This window comes from Bacillus sp. S10(2024) (assembly GCF_050473865.1).
In the GTDB taxonomy this organism is placed as follows: Bacteria; Bacillota; Bacilli; order Bacillales; family Bacillaceae_G; genus Bacillus_A.
In genome coordinates, this window is the sequence record NZ_JBFLUR010000002.1 from 658,251 (window position 1) to 683,227 (window position 24,977).

Here is a 24,977-nt window from a genome sequence, read left to right on the forward strand (position 1 = left end):
TAGGAGTGATAAACATGGTAATAACACAGCAGAAAAAACGAATCTATCTCTCTACTCCGCATATGAGTGGCAATGAGCAAAAGTTTATACAAGATGCATTTGATACAAACTGGATTGCTCCTCTTGGTCCAAATGTAGACTCTTTTGAAAAAGAACTCGCATCATTTGTTGGAGCTAGAGATGCTGCAGCAGTTAGTTCTGGTACTGCAGCTATTCATTTAGCGCTTCGGTTATTAGGAGTTCAAAAAGGAGATAAAGTGTTTTGTTCAAGTCTTACTTTTATAGCAAGTGCTAATCCAATTGTTTACTTAGGGGCTGAACCAGTATTTATCGATTCAGAGCCAGAAACATGGAACATGTCGCCGCAGGCTTTAGAACGTGCGTTAATTGATGCTCATAAAAAAGACAAATTGCCAAAAGCTATTATCACTGTTAACTTATATGGACAGAGCGCGAAAATGGATGAGATATGTTCTTTATCAAATCAATATAATGTCCCTATAATTGAGGATGCAGCAGAATCTTTAGGTTCTACATACAAAGGAAAAGCTAGTGGTACATTTGGTAAATTTGGTATTTATTCATTTAATGGAAACAAAATTATTACAACTTCGGGTGGAGGAATGCTTATTTCTGATGACATTGAGTCATTAGAGAAAGCACGTTTCTTTGCAACCCAAGCAAGGGATGTAGCACCTCATTATCAGCATAGCGAGATAGGATATAATTATCGAATGAGTAATATATTAGCTGGTATTGGAAGAGCTCAATTAGAAGTGTTAGAAGATAGAGTGAAGGCTAGAAGATTAATATTTGAACGGTATTATCAAGAATTATCTAATATACAAGGATTTTGCTTTATGCCTGAATTAGAAAATACTCATTCAAATCGTTGGCTCACAACTTTAACAATTGATGAAAAAGAAACAGGCCTATCTATTCAATCGTTATTGGAGGCTCTAGCCAAAGAGAATATTGAATCTCGTCCTGTGTGGAAGCCACTTCATATGCAACCTGTTTTTGAAGGAGTAGAATATTATTCTCATGGTGAAAATCACAATGTGTCTGAACAATTATTTAAAACAGGTATATGTCTTCCTTCTAGTTCAAACATGACAGAGACGGAACAACAAAAGGTTATTCAATGTATTAAAAGTGCTTTATAAAATTAAAGAGCCTTCTGAATGAGATGTGTAAATTCAGAAGGTTCTTTTTACTTGTAAGGAGCTTAAATACGAGAAAAAGTATATGAATCCATTTTTTTTTGTGATTTTTTCATTTTTTTGTAGAATTTTTCCTTTAATTGAATATCAAGGCAATCCCTATAGAGAATATAATTATAAGTATATATAGCTGTATGGAAATTATTCTTTGACTTTTTATATGCGCGTGTTAAAAGTGAAAACATAATGTTAAACCGAACCCCCCCATTAAATTGTGTAGGTACAAAGAATGATATGTAACTCAATATCTATTTTGCATTACTGAAACTTATTAACTCTAACTATTATGATTATACGATATTAAGGGAGATATATAAATACAAGTTGATAAATTTGCATAAAACTTTCAATAAGGGGGAGGAAGTATCTAACTATGCATAGAATGAGAGCCTATTTCTGTCACATGCGTAGTTAAAACGAGGGTGTAGGTTGCTCAGTTTTCCGCATCATCTGCATGTTAAAAAATCAAAATGGATTTCTATCGTATCCTGTATAGAGAAAAATAAGATGTAGAAAATAGAACTAAAGAACATTTATAAAGGGAGGGCTATAACCGGATGATTGGGAGAAATATTTATCAAATTCGAAAGAAAAAGGGGTTTACTTTATCTGAATTAGCGGAGAGAGCGGGAATTTCAAAATCCTATTTAAGTAATATTGAAAGAAGTATAAATCAGAATCCGTCTATACAAGTGTTAGAAAAGATAGCATTCGTATTAGAAGCAGACCTCAATATGTTACTCGAAGCGAAAACAAATACAGAAACAAAACAGCAGATTGAAAAAGAGTGGATTGATCTTGCTTATGAATTGAAAAAGGCAGGGATTAATAAAGAAAAGCTTGGGGATTACAAAATATTAATTGATTTTATTAAGTGGCAGAATTCAAGGGAGAGATAAGTAATAGAAAGTATGAAATGTGTTAAGTAGTTTATCTTCGGTTAGAAATTGTACATAAAAAGATTGATTTCTCTTCATTTTCTAATGTGCGCACTTAATAAAGAACTCAAGACTACTACCATGAGTACACAAACTTGTTTTTGGCATACATCTGTTCTGTACAACATATTTTAAAATGTTAACAATAACATTTTAATTATCTTTTCACCTCCATCATTCAGATTAACTATAATATTTTTTATTTCATCTAGAATTGTAAGCGTTTTTACGAAACACAACACTAATACCCCACATCTTGAAGTTCGACAAAAAATAAAAAGTTATGCAAGAGATAAACTGCTGTAACATTTCTATATAGATATCATTAAGCTTCTGTTGAAAAAAGCTCATTGTATATTTATCACTCAAGACTGTAAAATAAGGAATTTATTTATGGTATTGGATCTATAATAAAAAATGAAAGAACTAAAGTTAAACTCCTGAATTTTTTGAGTAAACAAGCAAGTTCGTTGACATTCAAATTACAAAGAGGAAGAGGAAGAATATTCCTATGGCTATAAATACTTCAAATTATATAAAAAAATATTTACAAACTGAATATCATTATATAAAATAAAAGCAAGTTCGTTATACAGAACAGAGGTAAACTTAAATGTTTACTTTAAGGAAATATATTTATTTGAATAGTGAAATGTATAATCTTAATCCAGTGTAGATTCATAAGGCTGAGAAATGGATAAAATATACATTTGGAGCAGGAATTCTCTATAAAGAACTTTGAAAAAAAACTTTTAAAGCTGAAAATACGTAATATTATGTTGACATAATGAAATAAGAATGATATTTTATATCTTGTATTTGTTCTATTTATAGAACGGAATAGTGATATAAAAAATTATGTGTATACAATGATTCGTAGATTGTAGCTGTTATTTTTATCAAACAATATAGGATCGTTCTTTAAAAAGAATGAACAGAATTAATAGTATAGAGAGTTTTTTACATATTAGTGGTTATTTATCCTGTATTAACGATTAGTAACCCTTACCTTCAGATTCTGAAGAATTCAGAGAAAATAGGTAAAAAACCCCTCTTTGATAACCGTTTCACTTTATCTGATTGGATTTTACTTATTTGTTGCATAACGGGAGGGAAAAATGAGTGCTATAACTGGAATTTTACATTTTAACAATGAGTCTATACCGATTGAATATGGTATTAGATTAATGAAGGATTTGCAAAAGTATCCTGCTGATGATATTCAAATATGGCACAAAGAAAACGTTTTCCTCGGCTGTCACGCGCAATGGGTCACACCAGAGTCTGTTGGTGAACAATTACCTTTTTATGATAACGAAAGGAAATTGGCGATTACAGCAGATGCTATTATCGATAATCGTGAAGAGTTATTTGAGAGGTTGCAAGTAGATTATGCTGATAGGAAAAGGATAACAGATAGTCAGTTAATTTTGCTCTCCTATCAAAAATGGGGTGAAGAAAGCCCTAAATATTTAGTAGGCGATTTTGCCTTTATGATTTGGGATGAAAAAAACCAAAAATTATTTGGGGCAAGGGACTTTTCTGGGAGTCGAACGCTATATTATTATTGTAATCAACAGCAATTAGCTTTTTGTACGACAATACAACCATTGCTGTCATTACCTTATGTTCAAAAGCAATTAAATGAACAGTGGCTTGCCGAATACTTGGCTATATGTGGAATGGTTGATGTAGCCGATACCACTATAACGCCTTATAAAAATATAGAACAAGTACCACCATCTCATAGCATTATAGTAGTTGGGAATAAAGTAACGCTTTCGAGATATTGTACGTTAGTTCCAGAAAGAAAGCTTCGCTTAAAGTCAAATGAAGAGTATGTAGAAGCATTTCAAGAAATTTTTCAAGAGGCTGTTACATCTCGAGTACGAACTCACCGACAAGTTGGAGCACAGCTAAGCGGAGGATTAGATTCGGGTGCTATTGCGAGCTTTGCTGCCAAGGTTTTACGTGAAGAAAACAAACCATTACATACATTTAGCTACATACCATCAAATGATTTTGAGGATTTTACACCTAAACATCTAATGCCGGATGAGCGACCGCTTATTAAAGAAACGGTACGATATGTAGGAGGTATAGAAGACAATTACTTAGATTTTAAGGGAAGGGATCCATTTTCTGAAATATCGGATTTCCTTGGGATAATGGAGATGCCATATAAATTCTTTGAGAATTCTTTTTGGATGAAAGGAATGTTTGAGGAAGGGTACAAGGAAGACGTTGGAGTCCTTTTAAATGGTGGAAGAGGAAATCTATCTATATCATGGGGATCAGCTCTGGATTATTATGCTCTTCTTTTAAAAAGGCTAAAGTGGATTCGCTTAGCTCAAGAATTGCATCAATATAGTAACAATGTAGGTGGAGCTCGGTTGCGGAGGTTACCATTCATTGCGAGGTTGGCATTTCCGTCTATTGATCGAGCGTTCTCATCAAGTACGCCGTATATATTTCCGATGGTAATTAATCCGGATTTTGCAAAAAAGATGGATGTGTTTAATAAACTTAGGGAATATGGAATTGATGAAACGGGATGGTTTTCTGCAGCGAACATATATGAACAAAGAAAAAGTCACTTTGAAGAGTTGTTTCACTGGAATGCAAGTAATACAGTGGCAACAAAATTATCATTGCACTACTCATTGTGGAAACGTGATCCAAGTAATGACATACGTGTGATTCGTTATTGTTTATCTGTACCAGAAGAGCAATATGTACAGAAAGGTATGGATCGCGCTTTGATTCGTAGATCTACCGAAAAGTATTTACCTGATAAAGTGCGATTAAATCAACACATTCGAGGTGTACAAGGAGCAGATTGGGTTCATCGAATGAGTCCGCACTGGAATATGTTTATAGAAGAATTAGAGCGAATGAGTACAGACCAAAAAGCTTTAGAATTTTTAGATGGTGAAGTAATAAAGCGAGCGCTTCTAAAAGCTAAAGAGGGGCCTCTTTTAGAACGTGCAATCGATCCTGATTATAAGATTTTAATGCGTAGCTTAATTGTTTATCGATTTATTCAACAATTTACTTGAAAGGAGGTGAGAATATGAAAAAGGAATGGCAACAACCTGTATTAGAAGTACTTGATGTTAACATGACAATGGCTTCAACAGTTTATGGTCCATATACTGATGAAGCGTATAACCCTGGTCACCCTGTTGATCCAAAAGATCCTAATACTTGGAATCGCTTTACTAGCTGAGTAAGGAGTAGCATATACAATTTATCTTACTGAATGTATATCTATGAAACTATGTAAAATGTTCTTATTTTTAAGTTCGTATATGCTAAAAAGACCTTTATACTTTTTTATTGTATAAAGGTCTTTCATTTAACCATGGATATATTGGAGTGAAAATAATGCTAGAAACTGAAAAAAAGGTTATGTATAAAGCCTTTGATTTCAAAATTTCAAGTGAGATTCCTTTGCCGGAATTACAACGAATAAATGAACAACAGGTTTCAATAGACATTGAAATTCAAATTGATAATATATTAAGTTTTTCATCTGAGTTAGTAGATACACCATTTAAACATGTTGTTAAAGATGATCAAGTGATGTTTTATGTGCCTGATGTGGGCTTTTTTTCGGCACAATCGGGAAAAAGGATAGCAGTTTGCCCACTCGATGGTGCGGATGATAGTTTGGTCAGGCTCTATATTCTTGGAACATGTATGGGTGTAATATTGATGCAAAAGAAAATACTTCCTTTGCATGGCAGTGCTGTAGTAATTGATGGAAAAGCATATGCTTTTGTAGGTGAGTCAGGTGCTGGAAAGTCGACGTTAGCTTCAGCGTTTATGAAGAGAGGATATAAACTTTTAAGTGATGATGTAATACCTGTATCTCTTTCTAATGATAATGTTCCTATCGTAACACCATCATATCCGCAGCAAAAGTTATGGCAAGAGAGTCTTGATAATTTTGGTATGGATAAAAGTCAATATAAATCAATATATGGTAGAGAAAATAAATACAGTGTTCCAGTTTCTTCTCATTACTTTCCTAAACCAGTGCCACTTGCGGGTGTATTTGAACTAGTGAAGACAGAGAATGAAATAGTTCAAATACAACAAATTGAAAAACTTGAACGTTTACATACCATTTTCCGTCAAACTTATCGTAATTTTCTTATTCCGCGTTTAGGGTTAATGGACTGGCACTTTCACATCTCTACAAACATTGTAAATAAGCTTGCTGTTTATCGATTATGTCGACCGTTGTCTGGGTTTAGTGCTCCGCAACTAGTTGACCTAGTAATAAACACTGTAAATAAAGGAGAATGAGTGATGTCGAAAAAACAGGATACTTTATTAAATCAATTTGTTGCACAAGTCCCAGGGAATATAGTAAGTGATATGGATGGGGAAAAAGTAATGTTAAGTATTTCCAATGGGAAATACTACAATCTAGGTGCAGTAGGTGGAACGATTTGGGCACTTATAGAGAAACCAATATCGGTTACCGAAGTGGTTACTGAATTAATGAAAGAATATGAGATTGATCAGTCTACATGTGAAAAGCAAGTTATTTCTTTTTTGGAACTCTTGTTAGATGAGGATTTGATTGAAATCGTAGCAGGGGCAGCCGAGTAATCTAGCATTTTATCCTAGATAAGAAGTAGGGAAGTATGTATGAATATTATAAAAAAGATACGAACGTTTCTTTCACTAGATATGAAAACAATACTTTTATTTATAGAGGCTTATATTTATTTGGGATGGGCTCGTATTCTTAAAGGTAGGCCATTCTCTAAGATTGCTCCTACATTAGGTGTTCCTATGAATGAAACATCTTTAAGTTATAATGAGTCTAATAAATTTGTATTGAGAGATATTTCCGAAGCGATACATATTATGAGCCGTCATACCTTTTGGGAAAGTAAGTGTCTTGTAAGGGCTATAGCTGGAATGAAAATGCTAGAGAGACGACAAATGGAGAGTACACTATATTTAGGAACTGCGAAGGATGAGAACGGAAATATGATTGCTCATGCATGGTTGCGTAGCGGTCCTTTTTATATTACTGGAGCAGAAGAAATGAAGAGGTTCACTGTAGTTAATAAATTTGCTAGAAAAATTGGTTGAAAAATCTTGAAGGAGAATATCATGCATAATAGTTGTGAGCTTGATTTAAAATGTGTGCCTAAGGAGCTCAAATTGCAGCTGGAAATTATGAAAAGAGAAACTGCTGCAGAGCTACAAGAAATCGATAAGGCTTGGTTTGCAAACATTGATTGGGATAAATTTCTCGAATTAACGATTCATCACCGTGTGTATTCGTTCATTTATCCAAAGATGAAAGAATTGGATGGAAATTTGGTTCCTGTACATGTCATACAAACTTTACATCAATATTTTAAGATGAATACATTTCAAATGCTTCATTTAAGTGCAGAAATGGAACATATGAGTAAATTGTTTGCTCAAAACGAAATTCGTCTCCTTGTTTTAAAAGGTCCTGTACTTGCTGATGATCTTTATGGTGATATTTCTCTACGTACTTCGAGTGATTTGGATGTTCTCATTCCTTTACATAATCTTGATAGAGCGGAAGAACTTTTATTAAACCTTGGCTATGTTAAAGATGATTATATTGAGAGCGTTTTAAACGACTGGAAATGGAGACATCATCATGTAACATATATTCATCCTCAGAAGAACATTAAGATCGAAATTCATTGGAGATTAAATCCTGGTCCAGGAAAGGAACCACATTTTGAGGAACTATGGAATCGAAAGAGAATAAGTTCTCTTACTGGTACCCCTGTTTACATTTTAGGTAGAGAGGATCTATTTTTATTTCTAGTTTCTCATGGTGCACGCCATGGTTGGTCAAGGTTGCGTTGGTTAGTAGACATTAATCAAATTGTAAAGCAACAACTTGATTGGGAAAAAACTATTAAGTTATTGAAGAAAAATTATTACTTCCATATAGGTGGTCAAGCATTGTTTTTAACTTCGCAGTTACTAAAAACTCCATTAATTGAAGAAGTGGAACCATTGTTATTTGGAAACCGTCCGAAGACGTTAGCGCAGGAAGCAGTATTTTATTTGGAAAGAATGGTGAACTTACATACAGATCCAGTTCCAGATGATGTAGCAATGTACCATAGTCGTCACTTATTTTCATTAATGTCTTATCAGCAAAAGTTTTTATATACGATGAGTTGCCTTTATCCCTATCCAATTGATGCTGAAACATTGCCGTTACCTAAGCAACTTCATATGTTGTATTTTCCTTTACGTCCTATTTTATGCATCTGGAGAAAAGTAAGAAAGCACGAATTATCATGAGGAGGACAAAATAGTGGAACATCTCTTATATTTTGCAAAGAAGTTACATTCTTTTTCTGGGAAAATATTGTATATAAATCTATTAGGGATGGCTTTAGTCAGTCTTTTGGAGGGAATAGGAATTCTTTTATTAATTCCTATGATAAGTATCAGCGGAGTTGTAAAGGTAAGTAATGGTTCAACTCCAGTTCCAGAGATGTTTAAATTTCTGCACAATATTCCTGAAACAATAAGTTTGTTGCTTATTTTAGGCATTTATATCTTTTTGGTAATAGCTCAGTCCCTCCTACAGCAAAATCTTACCCTTCGCAATACAAAAATTCTTATGAATTTTACAAACCATATAAGATTAGAAATTTATCGTGCTTTATTACAGGCGAATTGGAGTTTTTTTGTGAAAAAGAGAAAGTCTGATCTTATCAATGCGATGACTGAAGAATTAGGACGCGTTATAAATGGAACAAACTTATTTTTTCAGATGTTAACTGCTCTTATTTTTACACTAATACAACTTGGAATCGCCTTATGGTTATCTGTAAAGATAACAGTTTTTGTACTATTCGCTGGTTTAGTACTTGCCTATTTTTCTAGACACTTTATAAAAAAATCAAGAGTGCTAGGAAATCAAACATCTGAGATAGCTAAAAGTTATCTTGGGGGTATAACAGACCATTTTAATGGAGTTAAAGATATTAAAAGTAATATGTTGGAAGAATCTAGATATACATGGTTGCACAATTGGTGCCAAAAGATAGAGCGAGAGCAACTGGCATTTATGAAATTAAAAAATAGCTCACAACTTTTTTATAAAGTTACATCGTCTATTCTAATTGCATCTCTTGTTTTTACATCTGTAAAACTATTCCAAGCTCAGCCGGGACAATTAATATTAATTATCCTTATTTTTTCTAGGCTATGGCCGCGATTTACAAGTATTCAGTCTAATTTAGAGCAACTTGCTGCAAGTGTTCCTGCTTTTAAGTCTTTAGTCGAATTGCAGGAAGACTGTAACAAAGCCGCGGAGCTGCAGGATATACAACGACAATATAAAAATGTAAAGCCACTGTCTATAGAACAAGGGATTGAATGTCGAAATATTAATTTTCGCTACAATTCGAAGGAATCCTTATATGCTCTTCAAAATATTAATTTCCAGATACCTTCCAACTGCATGACAGCTATTGTCGGTCGTTCGGGAGCTGGAAAAAGTACCTTAATTGATATTTTAATGGGACTCATGCAACCAGAAAAAGGACAAGTATTAATAGATGGCACTCCGCTTACAAGTGATAATTTATTGTCATTAAGAAAATCTATTAGCTATGTTCCACAGGATCCATTTTTATTTAATGCAAGTATAAGAGAAAATTTGCTAATGATTGAACCGGATGCAAGTGAAGAACAAATTTGGGAGGCGCTGGAGTTTTCAGCAGCAGCTGAATTTGTAAAAAGGCTTCCGCAAGGGCTTGATACATTCATTGGAGATCGTGGAGTTAGACTTTCTGGAGGGGAACGGCAACGACTTGTGCTAGCGCGTGCTATTTTACGAAAACCTTCGATTCTCGTTTTAGATGAGGCTACAAGTGCCCTAGATACGGAAAATGAAGCGAAAATTCAAGCTGCGCTAGAAAGATTAAAGGGAAAGATGACCATTATCGTTATTGCCCACCGTTTATCAACGATACGTAATGCCGACCAGGTGATTGTATTAGATAAGGGAGAAATCGTTCAAAAAGGAGCCTTTATCCAATTGGCGAAAGAAGAAAGAGGTATGTTTAGTAAGTTGCTAGGAAATCAGGTAGAAGTTAGCGTCTAGAGATAGTAGTTATTTGGAAACCTGCTGGCGGGATTTTCATCAGTGGGGAATGCTCCCCGCTGATGAAAATTTCACTTTATAGTCTTTGCTTTGTAGTATTAAACATTTTTGGAAGAGTTACGAACCGTGCTCCATTAGATGTGAGATCAGGAATAAACCGGTCAAGAGCGTCTACGGAACCTTGTAATTTCCCCCCTGGTGCAGTGTGTTGTAAGAGGATACTTCCAGGAAAAGTATTCCCTAATACTTTGTTAGTAATTTCCTGGGAATTTAAGCCTTTCCAATCTAATGTATCTACACTCCATTGAATAATCATAAAGTTCTGTTCAGTAGCCCATTTCATTTGATTTTCATTTATAATCCCGTAAGGAGGACGAAAGAATTTAGGGGAGTATCCAGTTAGCTTTTGTAATATTTTTTCTGTTTTTAACATCTGTTCATGATATTGCTTATCATCTATTTTATTTAAATTAGGATGATTATAAGTATGATTTCCTACGATATGTCCTTCATTAACGATGCGTTTTACAACTTCGGGATATCTTTCAGCATTTTCTCCTAATAGAAAAAAAGTCGCCTTTACACCATGTTTTTTCAATTTATTTAATACTTGAGGCGTGTAAACGGGATCTGGACCATCATCGAATGTGAGAGCGACTTCGGCCTTGTTATAAGGTCCTGCAAACGCATATGCATATTTTTCTACCCATGAAAAAGGAGTCCATGAGCCCCTAACTGTCTGACTTTTTTGTAATATAGGAACGGTCTCCACGTAATGTAAAGGATAAAATCTATTTTGAACAAGAGGATAAAAATTTTTAAAAGAGGAAGTGGTACATGGAATATTGTAATAAGGACCATATTGACAAGGCACTACGATTTGAGTTGGGTAAAAATCGTACATCATTAAAATCCCTCCATAAAAAAGATAACAATCTCTTTAAAACTTTTATATGTTAATAATTGCGGTTTGATTAGGAAAGAATGGAGAAGTCTTCGATGAGCGGAAATTTGTTTTGTTTTGGAAAAAACCGGAACAGTACCTTGTAATATTCAATACTAAATGATATATTATTAATAATAAGGTACCTTGCATTGAATAGTACTAGATGGAGAGGAGTATTGCTTTTGAATGTTCAATTTAAAAAAGGGGTATTGGAGCTTTGTGTTCTTGCGCTTGTAAAGAAACGAGATTGCTATGGCTATGAATTAGTTCAGCAAATTTCAAATAAATTTTTAATATCAGAAGGATCAGTGTATCCTTTGCTACGTCGTTTAACGAAAGAAGGGTACTTTCAGACGTATTTGAAGGAATCATCGGAAGGACCTCCGCGTAAATATTATCAGTTAACAAATCAAGGCACAGAGCAGCTTTATGCACTTGTGACAGAGTGGCGTGATTTTGCAAGAGGCGTACAAGAAATTATTGAAGAGGTGTAGAGAATGACTAAAGAGGAATTTTTTCAAGAATTATCAGAACACCTTAGAAAACTACCAGAAGAAGAACGAAACGATATTTTATATGATTACAGAGAACATTTTCAATTTGGAATAGAAGAAGGGAAAACCGAAGAAGAAATTATAAAAGCACTTGGTTCTCCTAAGACAATTGCGAAGGAAACGTTAGCGTCTCATCGTATAGAGCAGGTGAAGCATAATCCAACTTTTTCTAACGTAGCAAGAGCAATTGTAGCAATTATTGGACTTAGTTTTTTAAATTTGGTTATTGTGTTAGGTCCGTTAGTAGCAATCGGGAGTCTTATTTTAACGCTTTGGTCAGTTAGTGCTGTATTTGTTTTCTCACCGCTACTTCTGTTAGCGAAAATTGTTTTCGCTCAAATTTTTATTTTATCGGATGTATTTGCCTCTATTATACTCTTCGGTGTTGGTTTACTTTTAGGGATTGCTGCGTATTATTGTACGATTTGGTTTAAAAGGTTTTTTGTTAAGTACGCCAATTGGAATTTAAAAGTAATTAAAGGAGAGTAGATAAGATGAGAAAAATTGTGCTGCTAGCAATTATTTGTATTGCGATTGGAGGAATCGGTTTATTTTTTACAAGTTCAGCCTTTTTTATAAAAACTGCGAATGGAACAGCAGAAACAAAGAAATTGGAACAGAAACAATTTAAAAATGAGCAAATTAAAAACATTCATGTTGACATAGATGTTGGAGATGTTGTGATTGAAAAAGGTAAGACTGATTTATTTGCAATTCGGTATAGTGGCAATCAGGAAAAGCGAAAATTAGACGTAAATGAAAACGGTGAAGTGCTACAAGTGGAAGTGAAAACGAACAAGAAACATATATTTGACTTTTCTTTTTTATCATTTGATTTGAAAGATGAAAGCTTAACGGTTATTGTGCCTGAACGCATATATAATAAAATTGAAGCAGAGACAGCAGCAGGAACGATTCATGTGCAAAATATTCAAGGTGAAGATATATCTGTGCATTCAGCAGCGGGCGATGTGGAAATGAAGGAAATGAAAGCGCAAAATGTAAATGTGTCATCTAGCGCGGGAAAAGTTGTTCTTCATAAAGTAGAAGGGAAAGTGCGTGCAGATGCGGCAGCAGGAAGTGTAGAGATAACGCAGCATAATCCAGAGTATAGTGTTGAGGCGGAGTCGGCAGCAGGAGATGTCAGTATTCAGTTGCAGGGAATGCCGAAAGATGCTGTTGTGAAAGGTTCTTCTAATGCAGGAAAAGTACAAATTTTCGGGAAGGAAAATAAAGAAATTACTTTAGGTAACGGAAAGGTGCAGATTAAGGGGGAAACAGCAGCGGGTTCTGTAAAAATTGTGGCGAATTAAAAACAGACCAAATTTGGTCTGTTTTTAATGTAAATGACGATAGACACCAATTACTTTTCCAATAACAGAAACGTTATCTAAAATAATAGGTTCTAAAGAAGAGTTTTCAGGCTGTAAGCGGAAATGATCTTTTTCTTTGTAAAAACGTTTTACCGTAGCTTCGTTGTCTTCTGTTAAAGCGACAACGATTTCACCATTGTATGCAGATTGTTGCTGGCGAACAACAACTAAGTCTCCATCAAAAATTCCCGCTTCAATCATACTGTCTCCAGAAATGCGCAACATAAATACTTGATCTGAACCCGAAACGAGATTCGCCGGAAGTGGAAAATGTTCTTCTACACTTTCAACTGCTGTAATTGGTAAACCAGCTGTAACTTTTCCGACAATCGGTACGTGAACGACTGGTTGCGTATCTGCTTGGATAGTGTCGTCTCCTAAAATTTCAATCGCTCTCGGTTTTGTTGGATCGCGGCGAATGTATCCTTTTTCCTCTAAGCGAGATAAATGTCCGTGCACAGTAGAGCTAGAAGCAAGGCCGACTGCTTGACCGATTTCACGTACGGAAGGTGGATAACCTTTTTCTTGAACTTTTTGTTTAATGAAGTCGAGAATGTCTTGTTGCCGTTTCGTTAACTTCTCCATGTTTTTCACACCTCGTTTTCTATAAATTTTCTTGTTTTTATTATAACATGCAAGAAAACATTCTACAAACGTAAGTTCGAACGAAAGCGGGATTTATGGTACACTATGATGTAAGAAGTGAGATAGAGAAGAGGGTATGAAATGAATGCGATTATTTATGCACGTGTAAGCACAACGAAAGAAGCGCAGGAAACATCATTAGTACGCCAAAAAGATGAATTATTGCATTTAGCTAAGCTGTATGAAATGAACGTTGTTAAAGTAGTAGAAGAGAAAGCGAGCGGATATAGCATAGAACGAGATGGTATTTTGGAAGTGTTAGATACCATTCGTGATGAACATGTTGATGTGCTCCTTATTCAAGATGAAACGCGTCTTGGAAGAGGAAATGCGAAAATCGCTTTAATGCATTGTTTGAATAAAGAAAGGATTAAAGTATATACACATGCACATAATGGCGAATTACAGCTTTCTGATTCAGATTCAATGGTGCTTGATATTATTGGTATAGTAGAAGAATACCAGAGAAAGATTCATAATTTAAAGATTAAACGAGGAATGAAACGAGCTGTAGAAAATGGATTTCGGCCCGAAAAAAACTTAAAGAATCGACATTTAAGCACAGGTCGTGAGAAAAAAGAGGTACCTATTGAAGAGATTGTTCGTCTGCGCCGTAATGAGTTAACATTTGAAGAAATTGCAGCAACGCTCCGTGGTTTTGGTCATAATGTATCAAAAGCTACGGTACATCGCCGATATGTAGAGTATACGAAGCAATTGCTTGATAAACAAGAGTAACTGTTGTATGATAATAATCAGTTTTTAGTAGAAAGGGGATTCGAGATGCTAAGTCACGAACTCATTGAACGCATTAATTTCTTAGCGAAAAAAGCAAAAACAGAAGGTTTAACGGAAGAAGAGCAACGTGAGCGTCAATCGCTCCGTGAACAATATTTAAAAGGTTTTCGTCAAAATATGTTAAACGAATTGAAAGCAATCAAAGTCGTTAACGAAGAAGGTAAAGACGTTACGCCGAAGAAGTTAAAAGAATTAAAAAAACAAGATAAAGCAAAGTTAAATTAAAAGATGGGCGCAGCCCATCTTTTTTTAGTTTGATAGGAAAATTTGTTATTTAACAACTTTCCAATTATGATTAATTGTCGCTTTGATTGTTTTTCGTTCTAGTATGTAATTGGCAATGAGCTCAGACATATCAATTGATATATCTTTTATAATGGGCTTATTTTGAAACATAACATAATTTCCGCCGCCGCTTGCACGATAATTGTTCATGACAACGTCATACTCTTGATGCAAGTTAATAGGAGCCCCTTCATATTGCAAGGAAACAACTTTTTCCCCAACTGGTTTTGAAATGTTTAATATGTATGAAATTCCTTCCCACATATCGTAATTATAATGCTGTGTTTTTGGTTCGATATATGCAGGGTTTACAATGATATTTCCATCTGTATCTAACGAGAAATATTCAGCAGTTAGCTCAAGTGCTTCTTTTATATCTTTTCCTGTAACACGAACAACTTTTAATGTATTTGGATAAATATAATTCGAAACAATATCTCTCATTGTAATGTGGTTGGGAAAGCCGGATGATTCATTATGAAACAGACTAGTACAAGAAATATTGACTTCTGCTGCATCCATCTGTACTTTATTTATAAATTCGATAAAGGCGCAATCTTGTAAACGAGATTGCATCGCATCGTGAATCAACATATCACCAGTAATAGTGCCGATTGGCTTATCTAACCATTCTTGTGTTTGTTGCTCATATATTGATACAAGTGAAAGTACTGTCTCATCTGCTGGAATGCCTTCGGTAGGCAATAATTCAGAATGACATTCTTTAATAATCCACTGATTTTGATTCTTTTTTAAAGTGACGTGGACTTTCCCTAATGAACGACCGTTGGACCCAGTTTGTAGAACTGGTACACCATTTACTTTTGTATGAGCAATATAGCGATGTTGATGTCCAGTTAATAATATATCAATTCCTCCAATTTCTTGGCACATTGCATATCCTTGATTTTCCCCTGTTATAATCTCTGTTGGTTCTCCCGTTTGTAAATCACATTCAAAACCGCCGTGGTAGGCTACAATGAGTAAATCCGGTTGCTCTTGTTTTTGAATATACAAAACCCACCGCTTTGTTGTTTCGAGTGCATTTTCGAATATTACATCTTTTATATGCTGCGGCTGTTCCCAATTTGGAATGTAATGTGTTGTTACTCCTAAAACAGCAATTTTTATATTTGGATGTATATGTTTAATTATATATGGCTTTCCAAAGTACGGTTTCCTTGTTTGCTTATTAATAATATTAGCGGCTAGATAGGGCATATTTGCATGAGCAACAGCTTTGTTTAATAGGTTCATCCCATAGTTAAATTCGTGATTTCCAATAATCGCTGCATCATAACCGATATGATTGGCGATAATCGACATTGGATTTTCTTCATGCTGCATGTATTTGGAGTAGTAATAAGTAAACGGAGTTCCTTGTATGAAATCACCGTTATCAATAACGAGTACATGTTCATTTTGAGCGCGTTCCTGTGCAATGCGCGTTGCAACCTTTGCTAGTCCAAGTTCTTCCTTTTCGTTATTTTGATAGTGAATTGGGTAAACTGCACCATGAATGTCACTCGTTAATAAAATAGCTACATTTACAATGGTATTTTGATTCAATGTTATCACCCTTCTTTTATAAAACCCTTACACAGTTAATTTTGAAGTAAACATATGTGCAACTGCGGATTTAGAATTTTTTTATCCTTTCGTGTTGACTCTCACGCTACGTTATACTTTATTGTATGTACTAAGGGAGGGCAAAACAATGATAATGAGAGTGAAAGAAGTAGCAGATTTAGTCGGTATTAGTGTGCGCACACTGCATCATTATGATGAAATTGGGTTATTAACCCCGGAGGAGACGACTGAATCAGGTTATCGCCTTTATTCCGATGATAATCTGGAGACATTGCAGCAAATTCTATTTTTTAAAGAACTTGGCTTTCCTTTAAAGAAAATTAAAGACATTATCAATAATCCTTCATTTGATCGACAAGAGGCGCTTGTTTTACATCGTAAAATGTTGCTTGAGAAGCGTTCTAGATTAGATAAAGTGATTGCGACGATTGATAAGACGATTCAACACTCGAAGGGAGAAATTCAAATGACAAACAAAGAAAAATTTGAGGGCTTTGATTTTAGTCAAAATCCATATGAGCAAGAAGCACGTGGAAGATGGGGAAATGAAGCGGTCGACAAGGCTAATAAAACAGCAAGCAGTATGACGAAAGAGAAACAGGAAGAATATAATGCAATTTATAGGAAGCTTGCGGCACTTCGTGATGGTTCACCTGAATCAGAACAGGCTCAAGAAGCAATTCAAGAATGGTATACCTACTTGCAGAATTTTGGTCATTACTCATTGGATGCGTTTAAAGGTTTAGGACAAATGTATGTTGATGATGAACGATTTACAAAAAATATTGACCAATTCGGTGAAGGGTTAGCGAAGTTTATGCGGGATGCGATGGTAGTGTATGCAGATCGTCGTAATAAGAAGTAAGATGTATGCGTGTAATTTAAGAGGCCCTATTCTCCAAATGGAGAATAGGGGCCTTTTTGGTCGAGTGCGGAGAAGCTGAACTGTGTAGTTGTAAGGCTGTAAATTGTTAGACAAAATATTTTGTTCGAAACGATAAGTAAAGAAAGCGAGTATTATATAAAATGAATAAAGTAGAAAGCACTCTCATGTAAGAAGGTTTTTCTACTTTACGATTCTAGTCTATTATCTGCTTTTAGATAAGGCGCATAATACCGGTTTTAAGATTCTACTTATCAAGCGTGTAGCATTAGATATAGACCTAACAAACGTCCTTTAAATATGATAATTCTTAATTCAATGTATAGGCACGTTTGGTGAACCCATTTAGCTACTTTTGCTTTATTTGTATGTCTAACGTTCCATCTTGACGAATAGACTTAATAACGATATCTATTGCTCCTTTTCCTCTTCCTTCAAAATAACCAAAAATAATTACTTTATGTATTTTTTTATTATTATCTTGATAATTTAATGTTAAACTATTTTCTCCTACATCTTTTAACTTAATTTTAGTTTTATATTGTTTATTGGAATGAATAGTGGGTATTTTAAATTTTTGAAGTCTACGACCATCAGTAATTGTGAGATTTTCAATATCTCGATTTGTTTTATTGTTTATTGTAATATCAAAACCATGATTAAAAAATACAAAATACAATATTCCTATAGTCGAGATACTTAATATTGCTAAAATTGTATAAAACCATTTGTTTTTTTTCATCATGTATACTCTTTTCTTGTTTATAATTTTTTAGTCTGAAAGATAAAAAAGAATTTAATACCAAGTAGGTCTTAAGTTTCCATTTCCCTCAAATACTCTCAAATAACCCCATCTTGCTAATTGTCTTAATTTATCATGTTCTTCACCAGCATGCGCTCTTCCGGCAGCATTATTGTGTAAATCCATCGCTTTATCATTTCCACTACTAGTTGATTCATGGGCAGTAGCAAATTTAGCAGTTAAATCTTGTCCAATTCGATGCGCCATGTGTTCGTTCCAATGAGCATGTCTAAAAGTATCTTGATGATCCCAATATCCTTCATCATGTGGATACATTTGTTTTGACATAGTTAATGCCCAATTCTTTGTTTCATTAACTATAGGTATTGCCCATGGATATTCTTTAACCAAGTATAGTTCTTGAAGTGTTAACTTTGGATAGTAATAGCTGTACCTAACTTTAGAGCCATTACCATTTTCTTCGGATATTTCAAGTGCTTTATTAAAAATTTGTACAGTTTTATCTTCATTTGGTTTTGTGGAATTATCGATATCTTCTATATAGTCTAATAACTGATTAACATCTTCTTCATTCAATTTAATTATTCAGAATTATCCTTCTGAATAAATTTTGAATAATTCTTGCATCTCTTGGTTTAATTGTTTCTCAATTTGTTCTGCCTCAAACTGTATTTGTTGTTCACTTAAAGACGGTTCATTAGTTTCAGCATAAACATTATTAGTAACGGCTCCTAATGATAAAAACATAGATACTGCTCCTACTGTAATTCCTATTTTTTTAACATAGTATCCCCCTTGATATTTTATAATCGCGAAAATATTTTATATTCTAAATATATTTTTTTCAAGTAAAATTTTCCTTTTTTGAAAAGATAGTATTTTTAGTGGGTTAAAAAATATTTCTATTCCACAGATGTAAGAAATAAAGAACGGTCGCTTATTTGCTTGTCACCCAATTGGTGTAAACTTGATAAATTTTATGTAAATTGGCTTAGATAATGAAGAGGGCTGGCTTTTGTGAGTCAGCTCTTTTTTTATAGACTTTTTTTCATTTTTTGAATACAAATTCACTTTAGCTTGATAGAGATGTGGCGATACTTCAAATATCCCTAATATTTCTCAATAACCATTTTATGTAAATGTGGTATATTTTATTTGTAAAAAATAAGGAGGGATGTATGGAAAGAAATGCCCAACTATAGAATTATTGGTGAAGATAGACACAGTTTTCAGATTTGTTATGTTTAATTAGAGATGTGGTATCCTGCTTAAAAAATGATTTAACCTAAAATTCTTAAAGTGAAGATTGTTATTGATAAAGTTTATAAGAATTACATATTTGTTTATCTTCTACTTTATTCATATCACTCTAAATTTCTTTAACTATTGTATTTTATTCAATTAAATTAAATTGACTTGTTAAGAATTATTCTTTTGTGAAGAGAAAGGTATGATTTGAACCACCTTTCCAAAATAAGGGAATGTGTGCGATTAATGTCGAGTTTTAAATGATTTCAAGAAACGAGGCGATAAAATGGCGCGGAGGATCCTATTGTACAAAAAAACTAGGGAACGTTTTAAACAAATTGTAGTATTCTTCATGATGTTTTTATTAGCATTTAGCGGCATGCTGCCTAGCGGTTTGCCGATGCTAAAAGTGAAAGCGGAAGATAATACTAATACAGCAGGTACGTGCTCACAACAACAGAAGCAAGTGGTGTTAATTAATGGTGATTTTGAAACTCCAACTGCAGGAGAACCAGTTTCATTTTTTGATGCTAAAGATGTTCCGGGATGGAATACTACGGATGTAAACGGAGAAATAGAGATTTGGAGAGATCAGAATCCAGCATCTGGACATCAACATGCAGAATTAAATGCATCGAGTTTTGGAATGCTGTATCAAGATGTAGAGACAACACCAGGACAAACAATACATTGGAGACTAGCCCATAAGGGAAGACTAGGGACTGACACTATGAGACTTCGAATTGGTGCAGTGACTGCAAATCCTCTAGAGACTCCAGAAGTGCAACAAATGACTGATGGAAACGAAACATGGGGGCACTATGAGGGAACATACATTGTTCCACCAGAACAAACGGTAACACGATTTGGTTTTGAGTCTGTGTCTGCTGCCGGTGGGGACATAGGAATAGGGAATTTCTTAGATGATATTTTTCTTGGGTCAGGACCTTGTGTCTCAGCGACAAAATCTGTTGATAAAGACGGAGCCGTATATTTAGGAGATGAATTAACATATAAAGTGAATGCCAAAAACTATGGTGGTGACATTGCTTCTGACTCTGTTTTCATAGATACGATTCCTGATGGAACAGAATATGTTCCGGGGTCAATCAAAGTGATGAAAAATGGAACTACAACAGGTATAACGGATGCGATAGATGGTGATGAAGGAGATTTCCAAAATAATAAAGTTACTGTTAAATTAGGAAAGTTACCTTATATAAAAGAGACGCCAGAAGGATTTACCGTACAATTTAAGGTGAAAGTTAAATTAAGTAATATTGGTAAAACAATAACGAATAAGGCGCAGATACAATATCAAGATTTATTAGTAAAACAACAAAAACAAACTGAAACGAACAAAGTTGTTAATGATGTTACCCCAAGAGATTCAAAATTAGAATCAGAAAAAACAGCGAAAAACCTCCAAAATAAAAATACAGAAGTAGGCGATGAAATCGAGTATACGATCAAAACACGTAATACGGTTTCCGATAGCCTAGTAAAAAATCTAGTAATTGCGGATACATTACCGGAAGGCTTAGAATATGTACCAGGCACATTACAAGTAGACGGAAAAGTTGTAACAGATGCAGCCGACACAGACAATGGTCAATATGTGAACGGAACGGTAACTGGAAAACTGGGAAATGTAACAGATACAGAGTGGCATACAGTGGTATTTCACGCAAAAATTAAGTCAGGTCAATTTGGAAAAACGATTACGAACACAGCGGAAGTAACAGGGGAAGGTATATCAATACAAACTCCGAAAACGGACGTATCAGTGGATCCAGAAAAAACAGCTAACAAGCCAGCGATTAATCCAATCAAAGATACAGATAGAGAGATTACGGGTACAGGAACTCCTGGAGACGAAATTGTTGTCAAAGATCCAACAGGAAAAGAGATCGGTAAAACAACTGTAGATAAAGATGGAAAATGGAAGTTAGATGTTCCGGCAGGAACAAAATTAACCAAAGGTGATGAAATCACCGCTGTAGCGAAGAAACCTGGAAGCGAGAAAGAAAGCGAACCAGCAATAACAGTAGTTACAAGTGAAGAGAAAACAGTGGATCCGACAAAACCGATAGATCCGATGAAACTGTTACCAAGTACAGGTGGTCAATTTTCAATAGCACCATATGCAGGTGGATTACTTCTTGTAATTGGTTTACTTTTCTTAGTGAGAAGTAAAAGAAAATATAACTAAGAAGTAGTTAAACTTACCCATTATACAATGGCAGGTTTCATAGAAAGACTTTAGAATTTAAGCAGATGGTTTCGGTAGTGCACCGAAACCATCTTTTTTTAGCATCTAGGCCCATTACCAGCGTTACTGTAAACAGGGGCAAAGTAAATATTTTAAATAGTAGAGTTCTGGCTTCCAGAATTCTTTTTATATGGGGTCTCGCCCATCAACTTAAAAAGTTAATAGTGTCCCCAGAATGAAATTTTGTATTAACTTATAACAAAAAACACATTTTTTCGTTTTGGGGTTGATCTGTTTTCTTAGCTTGGTGGGCATGGGATCACCATATTAAAAAAAGAATATACGTTTAGAAACAATATAACCGATTCCCTGTACGTTAAGGAATCAGTTATATATTTTACTCCTTTTTAAAGAATTTTTATCTTGTAATTAAGGTTTCTATAGAAGACATATGAAGTGTTCAGCCAATTGCAATTACAAAACAAATTCCTTTATTCATTTATAATTCCAATAATCATATTTCTCAACTTATTTTATAAGATTTAAACCTCTTATTTTTTCCATAAAATGTAATCAAAGTTATGCTGTTGAATACTTTTTAAAGGGGGGGAGGTGATTTTCATGAATCTATAGAGGAAACCATTCCAACATGATAACAACTTCTAAAAGGAGGAAGGTTAATGCAAAGAATTTTTAAATTTCTGTTCACGTCTGTTTTTTCTTTGATTTGTGTTTTGTACTTTCAAACGAACGCTTTTGCTGCACCAGCATATGATGGAGTTGTCAAAATGGAGCAACCGTCAGGCGAATCGTTTCAAGCCACGGTGCATGGAGATGAATGGTTTCATTGGGCAAGCACAAAGGATGGCGACGTACTTTTACAAGATCAGAAGGGCTATTGGAATTACGCTGAACTTACATCAGACGAACTGAAATCGACGGGGAAAAAATATAAAATTGACAAGAAGCCTGCAAAAGCGGTAAATGAAAACAATTTGAATAAGTGGATAAAAGAGTATAATCCTCAAGCAAAGAAAAAGCAGGAGCACATGAATGAGCTCCAAAAAGGATCACCAGAAAATATTGACGGAACTGTCACTCCGGTTTCAGGACCCCAAAAATTACTTGTTTTGTTAATTGGGTTTACAGATGTTGATATCGCATATAGCGAGAACGATTGGAGCAACAGATTCTTTTCTGCAAATCAAAAGTCAGTAAAGAATTACTATAATGAAGTGAGTAATGGAAAAGCACAGATCACTCCGGCAGCCGAAACATATGGTACGCAAAATGATGGGGTGGTTAAAGTAAAATTAGATTACGCTCATCCGGATACATCGGGAAAAGACATTAGAACGGTTATAACAGATGCACTGGCTAAAGCTGATCCTCAGGTGAATTTTGCTAGTTTGGATACCAATAATGATCAAGTCATCGACTCTAAAGATGGCTTCTACATTGTAACTGTTCTTGCTGGCAATGAAGAGGCTAGTGGTGGTTCAGCGCCAAATATTTGGGCACATCAGTGGTATGCTCCTAACACAAATCATGATGGTGTTACAGTATCAGGTATGTATACGACGCAGGGTGAAAAACAATATGGCCATATGGCAACGATTGGTATCCCTGCTCATGAATTGGGCCATTCCCTTGGCCTTCCAGATCTATATGGCACTAATAATCATGTGGATAAGCTAAGTATAATGGGTAATGGAGCTTGGAATAGTCTTCCAGGAGAGGATTATGGAGCTACACCCGATCATATGGATGCCTGGTCAAAAGTAAAATTAGGATTTGTAACACCAACTGTAGTAAGTACCGCCAACAATTTTACTCTAAATGCGATCCCAAATAACTATAATGTTTTAAAGATTCCTTTAAAGGATAATACGTATTTTTTAGTTGAGAATCGCGAAAAAGTTGGGTATGATGCAAGCTTGCCAACAAATTCTGGTGGCATCGCGGTTTGGCATATTGATGAATCCATGAGTAATAATTCTAATGACCCTCATCCTTTCATTGATATAGAGCAATCTATCAGTGAATACCAAGATCCGTTCTATTACACGAATAACAATCATGCTGCTTCCTTTGGTCCAGACACCAATCCGAACAGTAATACCTACGCTGGAGAAAAATCGGGAGTAACAATTACGACGACAAGCACAAGTAATTCTGTCATGAATGTAGCAGTCGCAACAAAAGAAGCTAGTTTGATTCCGCAAACAAACTGGACACTAAAATATGTAGATAGCTATAATTCGGGCAATTTAGGTACGTATGCCTTTGATGGAAACAAAGACACGTTTTGGCATACGAACTGGAACCCCGTAGCTCCAATGCCGCACGAGATTCAAATTGATTTAGGCACAACCTATAGCCTCTCCAAATTCAGTTACCTACCAAGACAAGACGGCACACCGAATGGAACGATCAAGAACTATGAGTTCTACGTTAGTAGTGATGGAGTGAATTGGGGAACAGCTGTAGCCACAGGTACCTTTGCAAATGATACCACTTTGAAACAAGTCAGTTTTGCAATCAAGACAGGTCGCTATATTAAACTGCGTGCCTTAAGCGAGATAAACAATAATCCATGGACAAGTGTGGCTGAACTCAATGTATTTGGAGTGGCGCAATAATGTCTTTGTGAGGGTAGCTGTTGAAATCATTGATACGCTATCCAAAAAGTTATCATCTGCTGAGAGTTTCGTTCTGGGGGGCATTATAAAATTTTAAGTTGATGGAGATGTATGGTGACCCCTTCTAAAATATAATTTTACTCATAGAGAAATGAGTTTTCATCTATTTGCGCCGATCTATTCCACACATATACTCAAATTGTATATTTTTCGACTTGGTGTAGGAGATGGCAATAAAAAGCTACTCCTATTTTTTATACACATATTTATTAATAGAAGAAAACAAAATAGCATAGGATAAAGTCTAGTAGGGAATGGGATTTTATCTACAATTTGTAAGTTAAAGTTTGCGATGCGAAGGCACTTAATGCTTGTACATGATATGGGTGGCATTAGAAATGCAAATCGAATACTAAAAGAATTAGAGCGATACGTAGATGTAACAGTTGTATTGTAATTGTCTAGATATTTGGTATATTGAAAAGCCTATAGAATTTCGTTGTGATGGAGAAAATATTTGTATCATTTCAGATGAAATGTTTAAAGATAATGAAGAATTGGATGTAATTATTGATCAATGACAAGACATAAATAATCTAAAGGTATGGGAAAAGAGTATAAAAATCCAAAAAGTATAGCAGATTGAAACCCTATACATTGTGGAAAATAGTACGTTTTTTTGAACAAATACGAAAAAACATCAACATATTTGTCGATACATGTTGTATAATCTTGCA

23 protein-coding genes and 1 pseudogene are annotated in these 24,977 nt (G+C 34.8%); 18 read left to right on the plus strand and 6 right to left on the minus strand.

The window, feature by feature from the left end; all coding sequences use genetic code 11:
• Positions 1-14 precede the first annotated feature (14 nt).
• The 9 genes from AB1280_RS03385 (at position 15) to AB1280_RS03425 (ending at position 10,301) form a co-directional block, all read left to right on the plus strand.
• On the plus strand, positions 15-1,166 hold the full coding sequence (locus tag AB1280_RS03385) for a DegT/DnrJ/EryC1/StrS family aminotransferase (RefSeq protein WP_429754878.1): 1,152 nt from the start codon (positions 15-17) through the stop codon (positions 1,164-1,166).
• 614 nt (positions 1,167-1,780) lie between these two features.
• On the plus strand, positions 1,781-2,122 hold the full coding sequence (locus tag AB1280_RS03390; protein WP_272187981.1) for a helix-turn-helix domain-containing protein: 342 nt from the start codon (positions 1,781-1,783) through the stop codon (positions 2,120-2,122).
• Between the two features lie 1,157 nt (positions 2,123-3,279).
• On the plus strand, positions 3,280-5,220 hold the full coding sequence (locus AB1280_RS03395) for a lasso peptide isopeptide bond-forming cyclase (protein ID WP_429754879.1): 1,941 nt from the start codon (positions 3,280-3,282) through the stop codon (positions 5,218-5,220).
• Positions 5,221-5,234: 14 nt separating this feature from the next.
• Positions 5,235-5,390, plus strand: coding sequence for a paeninodin family lasso peptide (locus tag AB1280_RS03400; RefSeq protein ID WP_139207593.1), 156 nt, complete (start codon positions 5,235-5,237; stop codon positions 5,388-5,390).
• Positions 5,391-5,548: 158 nt separating this feature from the next.
• On the plus strand, positions 5,549-6,475 hold the full coding sequence (locus tag AB1280_RS03405; RefSeq protein ID WP_272187979.1) for an HPr kinase/phosphorylase: 927 nt from the start codon (positions 5,549-5,551) through the stop codon (positions 6,473-6,475).
• 3 nt (positions 6,476-6,478) lie between these two features.
• On the plus strand, positions 6,479-6,784 hold the full coding sequence (locus AB1280_RS03410; RefSeq protein ID WP_429754880.1) for a lasso peptide biosynthesis PqqD family chaperone: 306 nt from the start codon (positions 6,479-6,481) through the stop codon (positions 6,782-6,784).
• A 39-nt stretch (positions 6,785-6,823) separates the two neighbouring features.
• Positions 6,824-7,276, plus strand: a complete 453-nt coding sequence (locus AB1280_RS03415) for a lasso peptide biosynthesis B2 protein (protein ID WP_272187977.1) — start codon at positions 6,824-6,826, stop codon at positions 7,274-7,276.
• Between the two features lie 21 nt (positions 7,277-7,297).
• Positions 7,298-8,485: a nucleotidyltransferase domain-containing protein gene (locus AB1280_RS03420; protein ID WP_429754881.1), complete on the plus strand. Its 1,188-nt coding sequence runs from the start codon at positions 7,298-7,300 to the stop codon at positions 8,483-8,485.
• Positions 8,486-8,498: 13 nt separating this feature from the next.
• Entirely contained in the window at positions 8,499-10,301 is a 1,803-nt protein-coding gene (locus AB1280_RS03425) for an ABC transporter ATP-binding protein (RefSeq protein WP_429754882.1), read from the plus strand.
• A 76-nt stretch (positions 10,302-10,377) separates the two neighbouring features.
• Here the strand turns inward: AB1280_RS03425 and AB1280_RS03430 are convergent, their stop codons facing one another.
• Positions 10,378-11,205 (minus strand): peptidoglycan-N-acetylglucosamine deacetylase, encoded by an 828-nt coding sequence (locus tag AB1280_RS03430; protein WP_429757258.1) that lies wholly within the window; start codon positions 11,203-11,205, stop codon positions 10,378-10,380.
• A gap of 224 nt (positions 11,206-11,429) precedes the next feature.
• On the opposite strand from AB1280_RS03430, the gene AB1280_RS03435 reads away from it, so the two are divergent.
• Genes AB1280_RS03435 through AB1280_RS03445 form a run of 3 tightly spaced genes read left to right on the plus strand, consistent with a single transcriptional unit; the run spans position 11,430 to position 13,114 of the window.
• The gene (locus AB1280_RS03435; protein ID WP_272187974.1) at positions 11,430-11,741 is read left to right on the plus strand and encodes a PadR family transcriptional regulator; all 312 of its coding nucleotides are present in this window, start codon (positions 11,430-11,432) and stop codon (positions 11,739-11,741) included.
• Positions 11,742-11,744: 3 nt separating this feature from the next.
• Positions 11,745-12,290, plus strand: coding sequence for a DUF1700 domain-containing protein (locus AB1280_RS03440; RefSeq protein ID WP_272187973.1), 546 nt, complete (start codon positions 11,745-11,747; stop codon positions 12,288-12,290).
• 5 nt (positions 12,291-12,295) lie between these two features.
• Positions 12,296-13,114, plus strand: coding sequence for a DUF4097 family beta strand repeat-containing protein (locus AB1280_RS03445; protein ID WP_429754883.1), 819 nt, complete (start codon positions 12,296-12,298; stop codon positions 13,112-13,114).
• Positions 13,115-13,138: 24 nt separating this feature from the next.
• On the opposite strand, the gene lexA is transcribed toward AB1280_RS03445, so the two are convergent.
• The gene (gene lexA, locus AB1280_RS03450) at positions 13,139-13,759 is read right to left on the minus strand and encodes a transcriptional repressor LexA (RefSeq protein ID WP_272187971.1); all 621 of its coding nucleotides are present in this window, start codon (positions 13,757-13,759) and stop codon (positions 13,139-13,141) included.
• A gap of 141 nt (positions 13,760-13,900) precedes the next feature.
• On the opposite strand from lexA, the gene AB1280_RS03455 reads away from it, so the two are divergent.
• Together AB1280_RS03455 and AB1280_RS03460 are read left to right on the plus strand one after the other, a co-directional pair.
• Complete coding sequence (locus AB1280_RS03455) at positions 13,901-14,557, plus strand: YneB family resolvase-like protein (protein ID WP_272187970.1); 657 nt, start codon at positions 13,901-13,903, stop codon at positions 14,555-14,557.
• Positions 14,558-14,602: 45 nt separating this feature from the next.
• Positions 14,603-14,842, plus strand: a complete 240-nt coding sequence (locus AB1280_RS03460) for a DUF896 domain-containing protein (RefSeq protein WP_272187969.1) — start codon at positions 14,603-14,605, stop codon at positions 14,840-14,842.
• A gap of 45 nt (positions 14,843-14,887) precedes the next feature.
• Here AB1280_RS03460 and AB1280_RS03465 read toward each other — a convergent pair whose 3' ends face one another.
• The gene (locus AB1280_RS03465) at positions 14,888-16,471 is read right to left on the minus strand and encodes a bifunctional metallophosphatase/5'-nucleotidase (protein ID WP_429754884.1); all 1,584 of its coding nucleotides are present in this window, start codon (positions 16,469-16,471) and stop codon (positions 14,888-14,890) included.
• A gap of 148 nt (positions 16,472-16,619) precedes the next feature.
• On the opposite strand from AB1280_RS03465, the gene AB1280_RS03470 reads away from it, so the two are divergent.
• Positions 16,620-17,357, plus strand: coding sequence for a MerR family transcriptional regulator (locus AB1280_RS03470; protein ID WP_429754885.1), 738 nt, complete (start codon positions 16,620-16,622; stop codon positions 17,355-17,357).
• 367 nt (positions 17,358-17,724) lie between these two features.
• On the opposite strand, the gene AB1280_RS03475 is transcribed toward AB1280_RS03470, so the two are convergent.
• Genes AB1280_RS03475 through AB1280_RS03485 form a run of 3 tightly spaced genes read right to left on the minus strand, consistent with a single transcriptional unit; the run spans position 17,725 to position 18,885 of the window.
• Positions 17,725-18,117, minus strand: coding sequence for a hypothetical protein (locus AB1280_RS03475; RefSeq protein ID WP_429754886.1), 393 nt, complete (start codon positions 18,115-18,117; stop codon positions 17,725-17,727).
• Between the two features lie 54 nt (positions 18,118-18,171).
• Positions 18,172-18,714: a DUF6973 domain-containing protein gene (locus tag AB1280_RS03480; protein WP_429754887.1), complete on the minus strand. Its 543-nt coding sequence runs from the start codon at positions 18,712-18,714 to the stop codon at positions 18,172-18,174.
• Positions 18,715-18,729: 15 nt separating this feature from the next.
• Positions 18,730-18,885, minus strand: coding sequence for a hypothetical protein (locus AB1280_RS03485; RefSeq protein ID WP_429754888.1), 156 nt, complete (start codon positions 18,883-18,885; stop codon positions 18,730-18,732).
• An 805-nt stretch (positions 18,886-19,690) separates the two neighbouring features.
• Between AB1280_RS03485 and AB1280_RS03490 the strand changes: the two genes are divergently transcribed.
• From AB1280_RS03490 to AB1280_RS03500, 3 genes and pseudogenes are all read left to right on the plus strand, one after another.
• Positions 19,691-21,598: an isopeptide-forming domain-containing fimbrial protein gene (locus AB1280_RS03490; protein ID WP_429754889.1), complete on the plus strand. Its 1,908-nt coding sequence runs from the start codon at positions 19,691-19,693 to the stop codon at positions 21,596-21,598.
• A 680-nt stretch (positions 21,599-22,278) separates the two neighbouring features.
• Positions 22,279-24,240 (plus strand): M6 family metalloprotease domain-containing protein, encoded by a 1,962-nt coding sequence (locus AB1280_RS03495; protein ID WP_429754890.1) that lies wholly within the window; start codon positions 22,279-22,281, stop codon positions 24,238-24,240.
• 352 nt (positions 24,241-24,592) lie between these two features.
• A pseudogene (locus AB1280_RS03500) lies at positions 24,593-24,688 on the plus strand (replication-relaxation family protein); the annotation flags it as partial.
• Positions 24,689-24,977 lie beyond the last annotated feature (289 nt).

Excerpts from the sequence above, each read along its gene's own strand:
- AB1280_RS03385 (WP_429754878.1), top strand. The coding sequence starts at position 15 with ATGGTAATAACACAGCAGAAAAAACGAATCTATCTCTCTACTCCGCAT.
- AB1280_RS03390 (WP_272187981.1), top strand. The coding sequence starts at position 1,781 with ATGATTGGGAGAAATATTTATCAAATTCGAAAGAAAAAGGGGTTTACT.
- AB1280_RS03395 (WP_429754879.1), top strand. The coding sequence starts at position 3,280 with ATGAGTGCTATAACTGGAATTTTACATTTTAACAATGAGTCTATACCG.
- AB1280_RS03400 (WP_139207593.1), top strand. The coding sequence starts at position 5,235 with ATGAAAAAGGAATGGCAACAACCTGTATTAGAAGTACTTGATGTTAAC.
- AB1280_RS03405 (WP_272187979.1), top strand. The coding sequence starts at position 5,549 with ATGCTAGAAACTGAAAAAAAGGTTATGTATAAAGCCTTTGATTTCAAA.
- AB1280_RS03410 (WP_429754880.1), top strand. The coding sequence starts at position 6,479 with ATGTCGAAAAAACAGGATACTTTATTAAATCAATTTGTTGCACAAGTC.
- AB1280_RS03415 (WP_272187977.1), top strand. The coding sequence starts at position 6,824 with ATGAATATTATAAAAAAGATACGAACGTTTCTTTCACTAGATATGAAA.
- AB1280_RS03420 (WP_429754881.1), top strand. The coding sequence starts at position 7,298 with ATGCATAATAGTTGTGAGCTTGATTTAAAATGTGTGCCTAAGGAGCTC.
- AB1280_RS03430 (WP_429757258.1), bottom strand. The coding sequence starts at position 11,205 with ATGTACGATTTTTACCCAACTCAAATCGTAGTGCCTTGTCAATATGGT.
- AB1280_RS03440 (WP_272187973.1), top strand. The coding sequence starts at position 11,745 with ATGACTAAAGAGGAATTTTTTCAAGAATTATCAGAACACCTTAGAAAA.
- AB1280_RS03445 (WP_429754883.1), top strand. The coding sequence starts at position 12,296 with ATGAGAAAAATTGTGCTGCTAGCAATTATTTGTATTGCGATTGGAGGA.
- lexA (WP_272187971.1), bottom strand. The coding sequence starts at position 13,759 with ATGGAGAAGTTAACGAAACGGCAACAAGACATTCTCGACTTCATTAAA.
- AB1280_RS03455 (WP_272187970.1), top strand. The coding sequence starts at position 13,901 with ATGAATGCGATTATTTATGCACGTGTAAGCACAACGAAAGAAGCGCAG.
- AB1280_RS03460 (WP_272187969.1), top strand. The coding sequence starts at position 14,603 with ATGCTAAGTCACGAACTCATTGAACGCATTAATTTCTTAGCGAAAAAA.
- AB1280_RS03470 (WP_429754885.1), top strand. The coding sequence starts at position 16,620 with ATGATAATGAGAGTGAAAGAAGTAGCAGATTTAGTCGGTATTAGTGTG.
- AB1280_RS03475 (WP_429754886.1), bottom strand. The coding sequence starts at position 18,117 with ATGAAAAAAAACAAATGGTTTTATACAATTTTAGCAATATTAAGTATC.
- AB1280_RS03485 (WP_429754888.1), bottom strand. The coding sequence starts at position 18,885 with ATGTTTTTATCATTAGGAGCCGTTACTAATAATGTTTATGCTGAAACT.
- AB1280_RS03495 (WP_429754890.1), top strand. The coding sequence starts at position 22,279 with ATGCAAAGAATTTTTAAATTTCTGTTCACGTCTGTTTTTTCTTTGATT.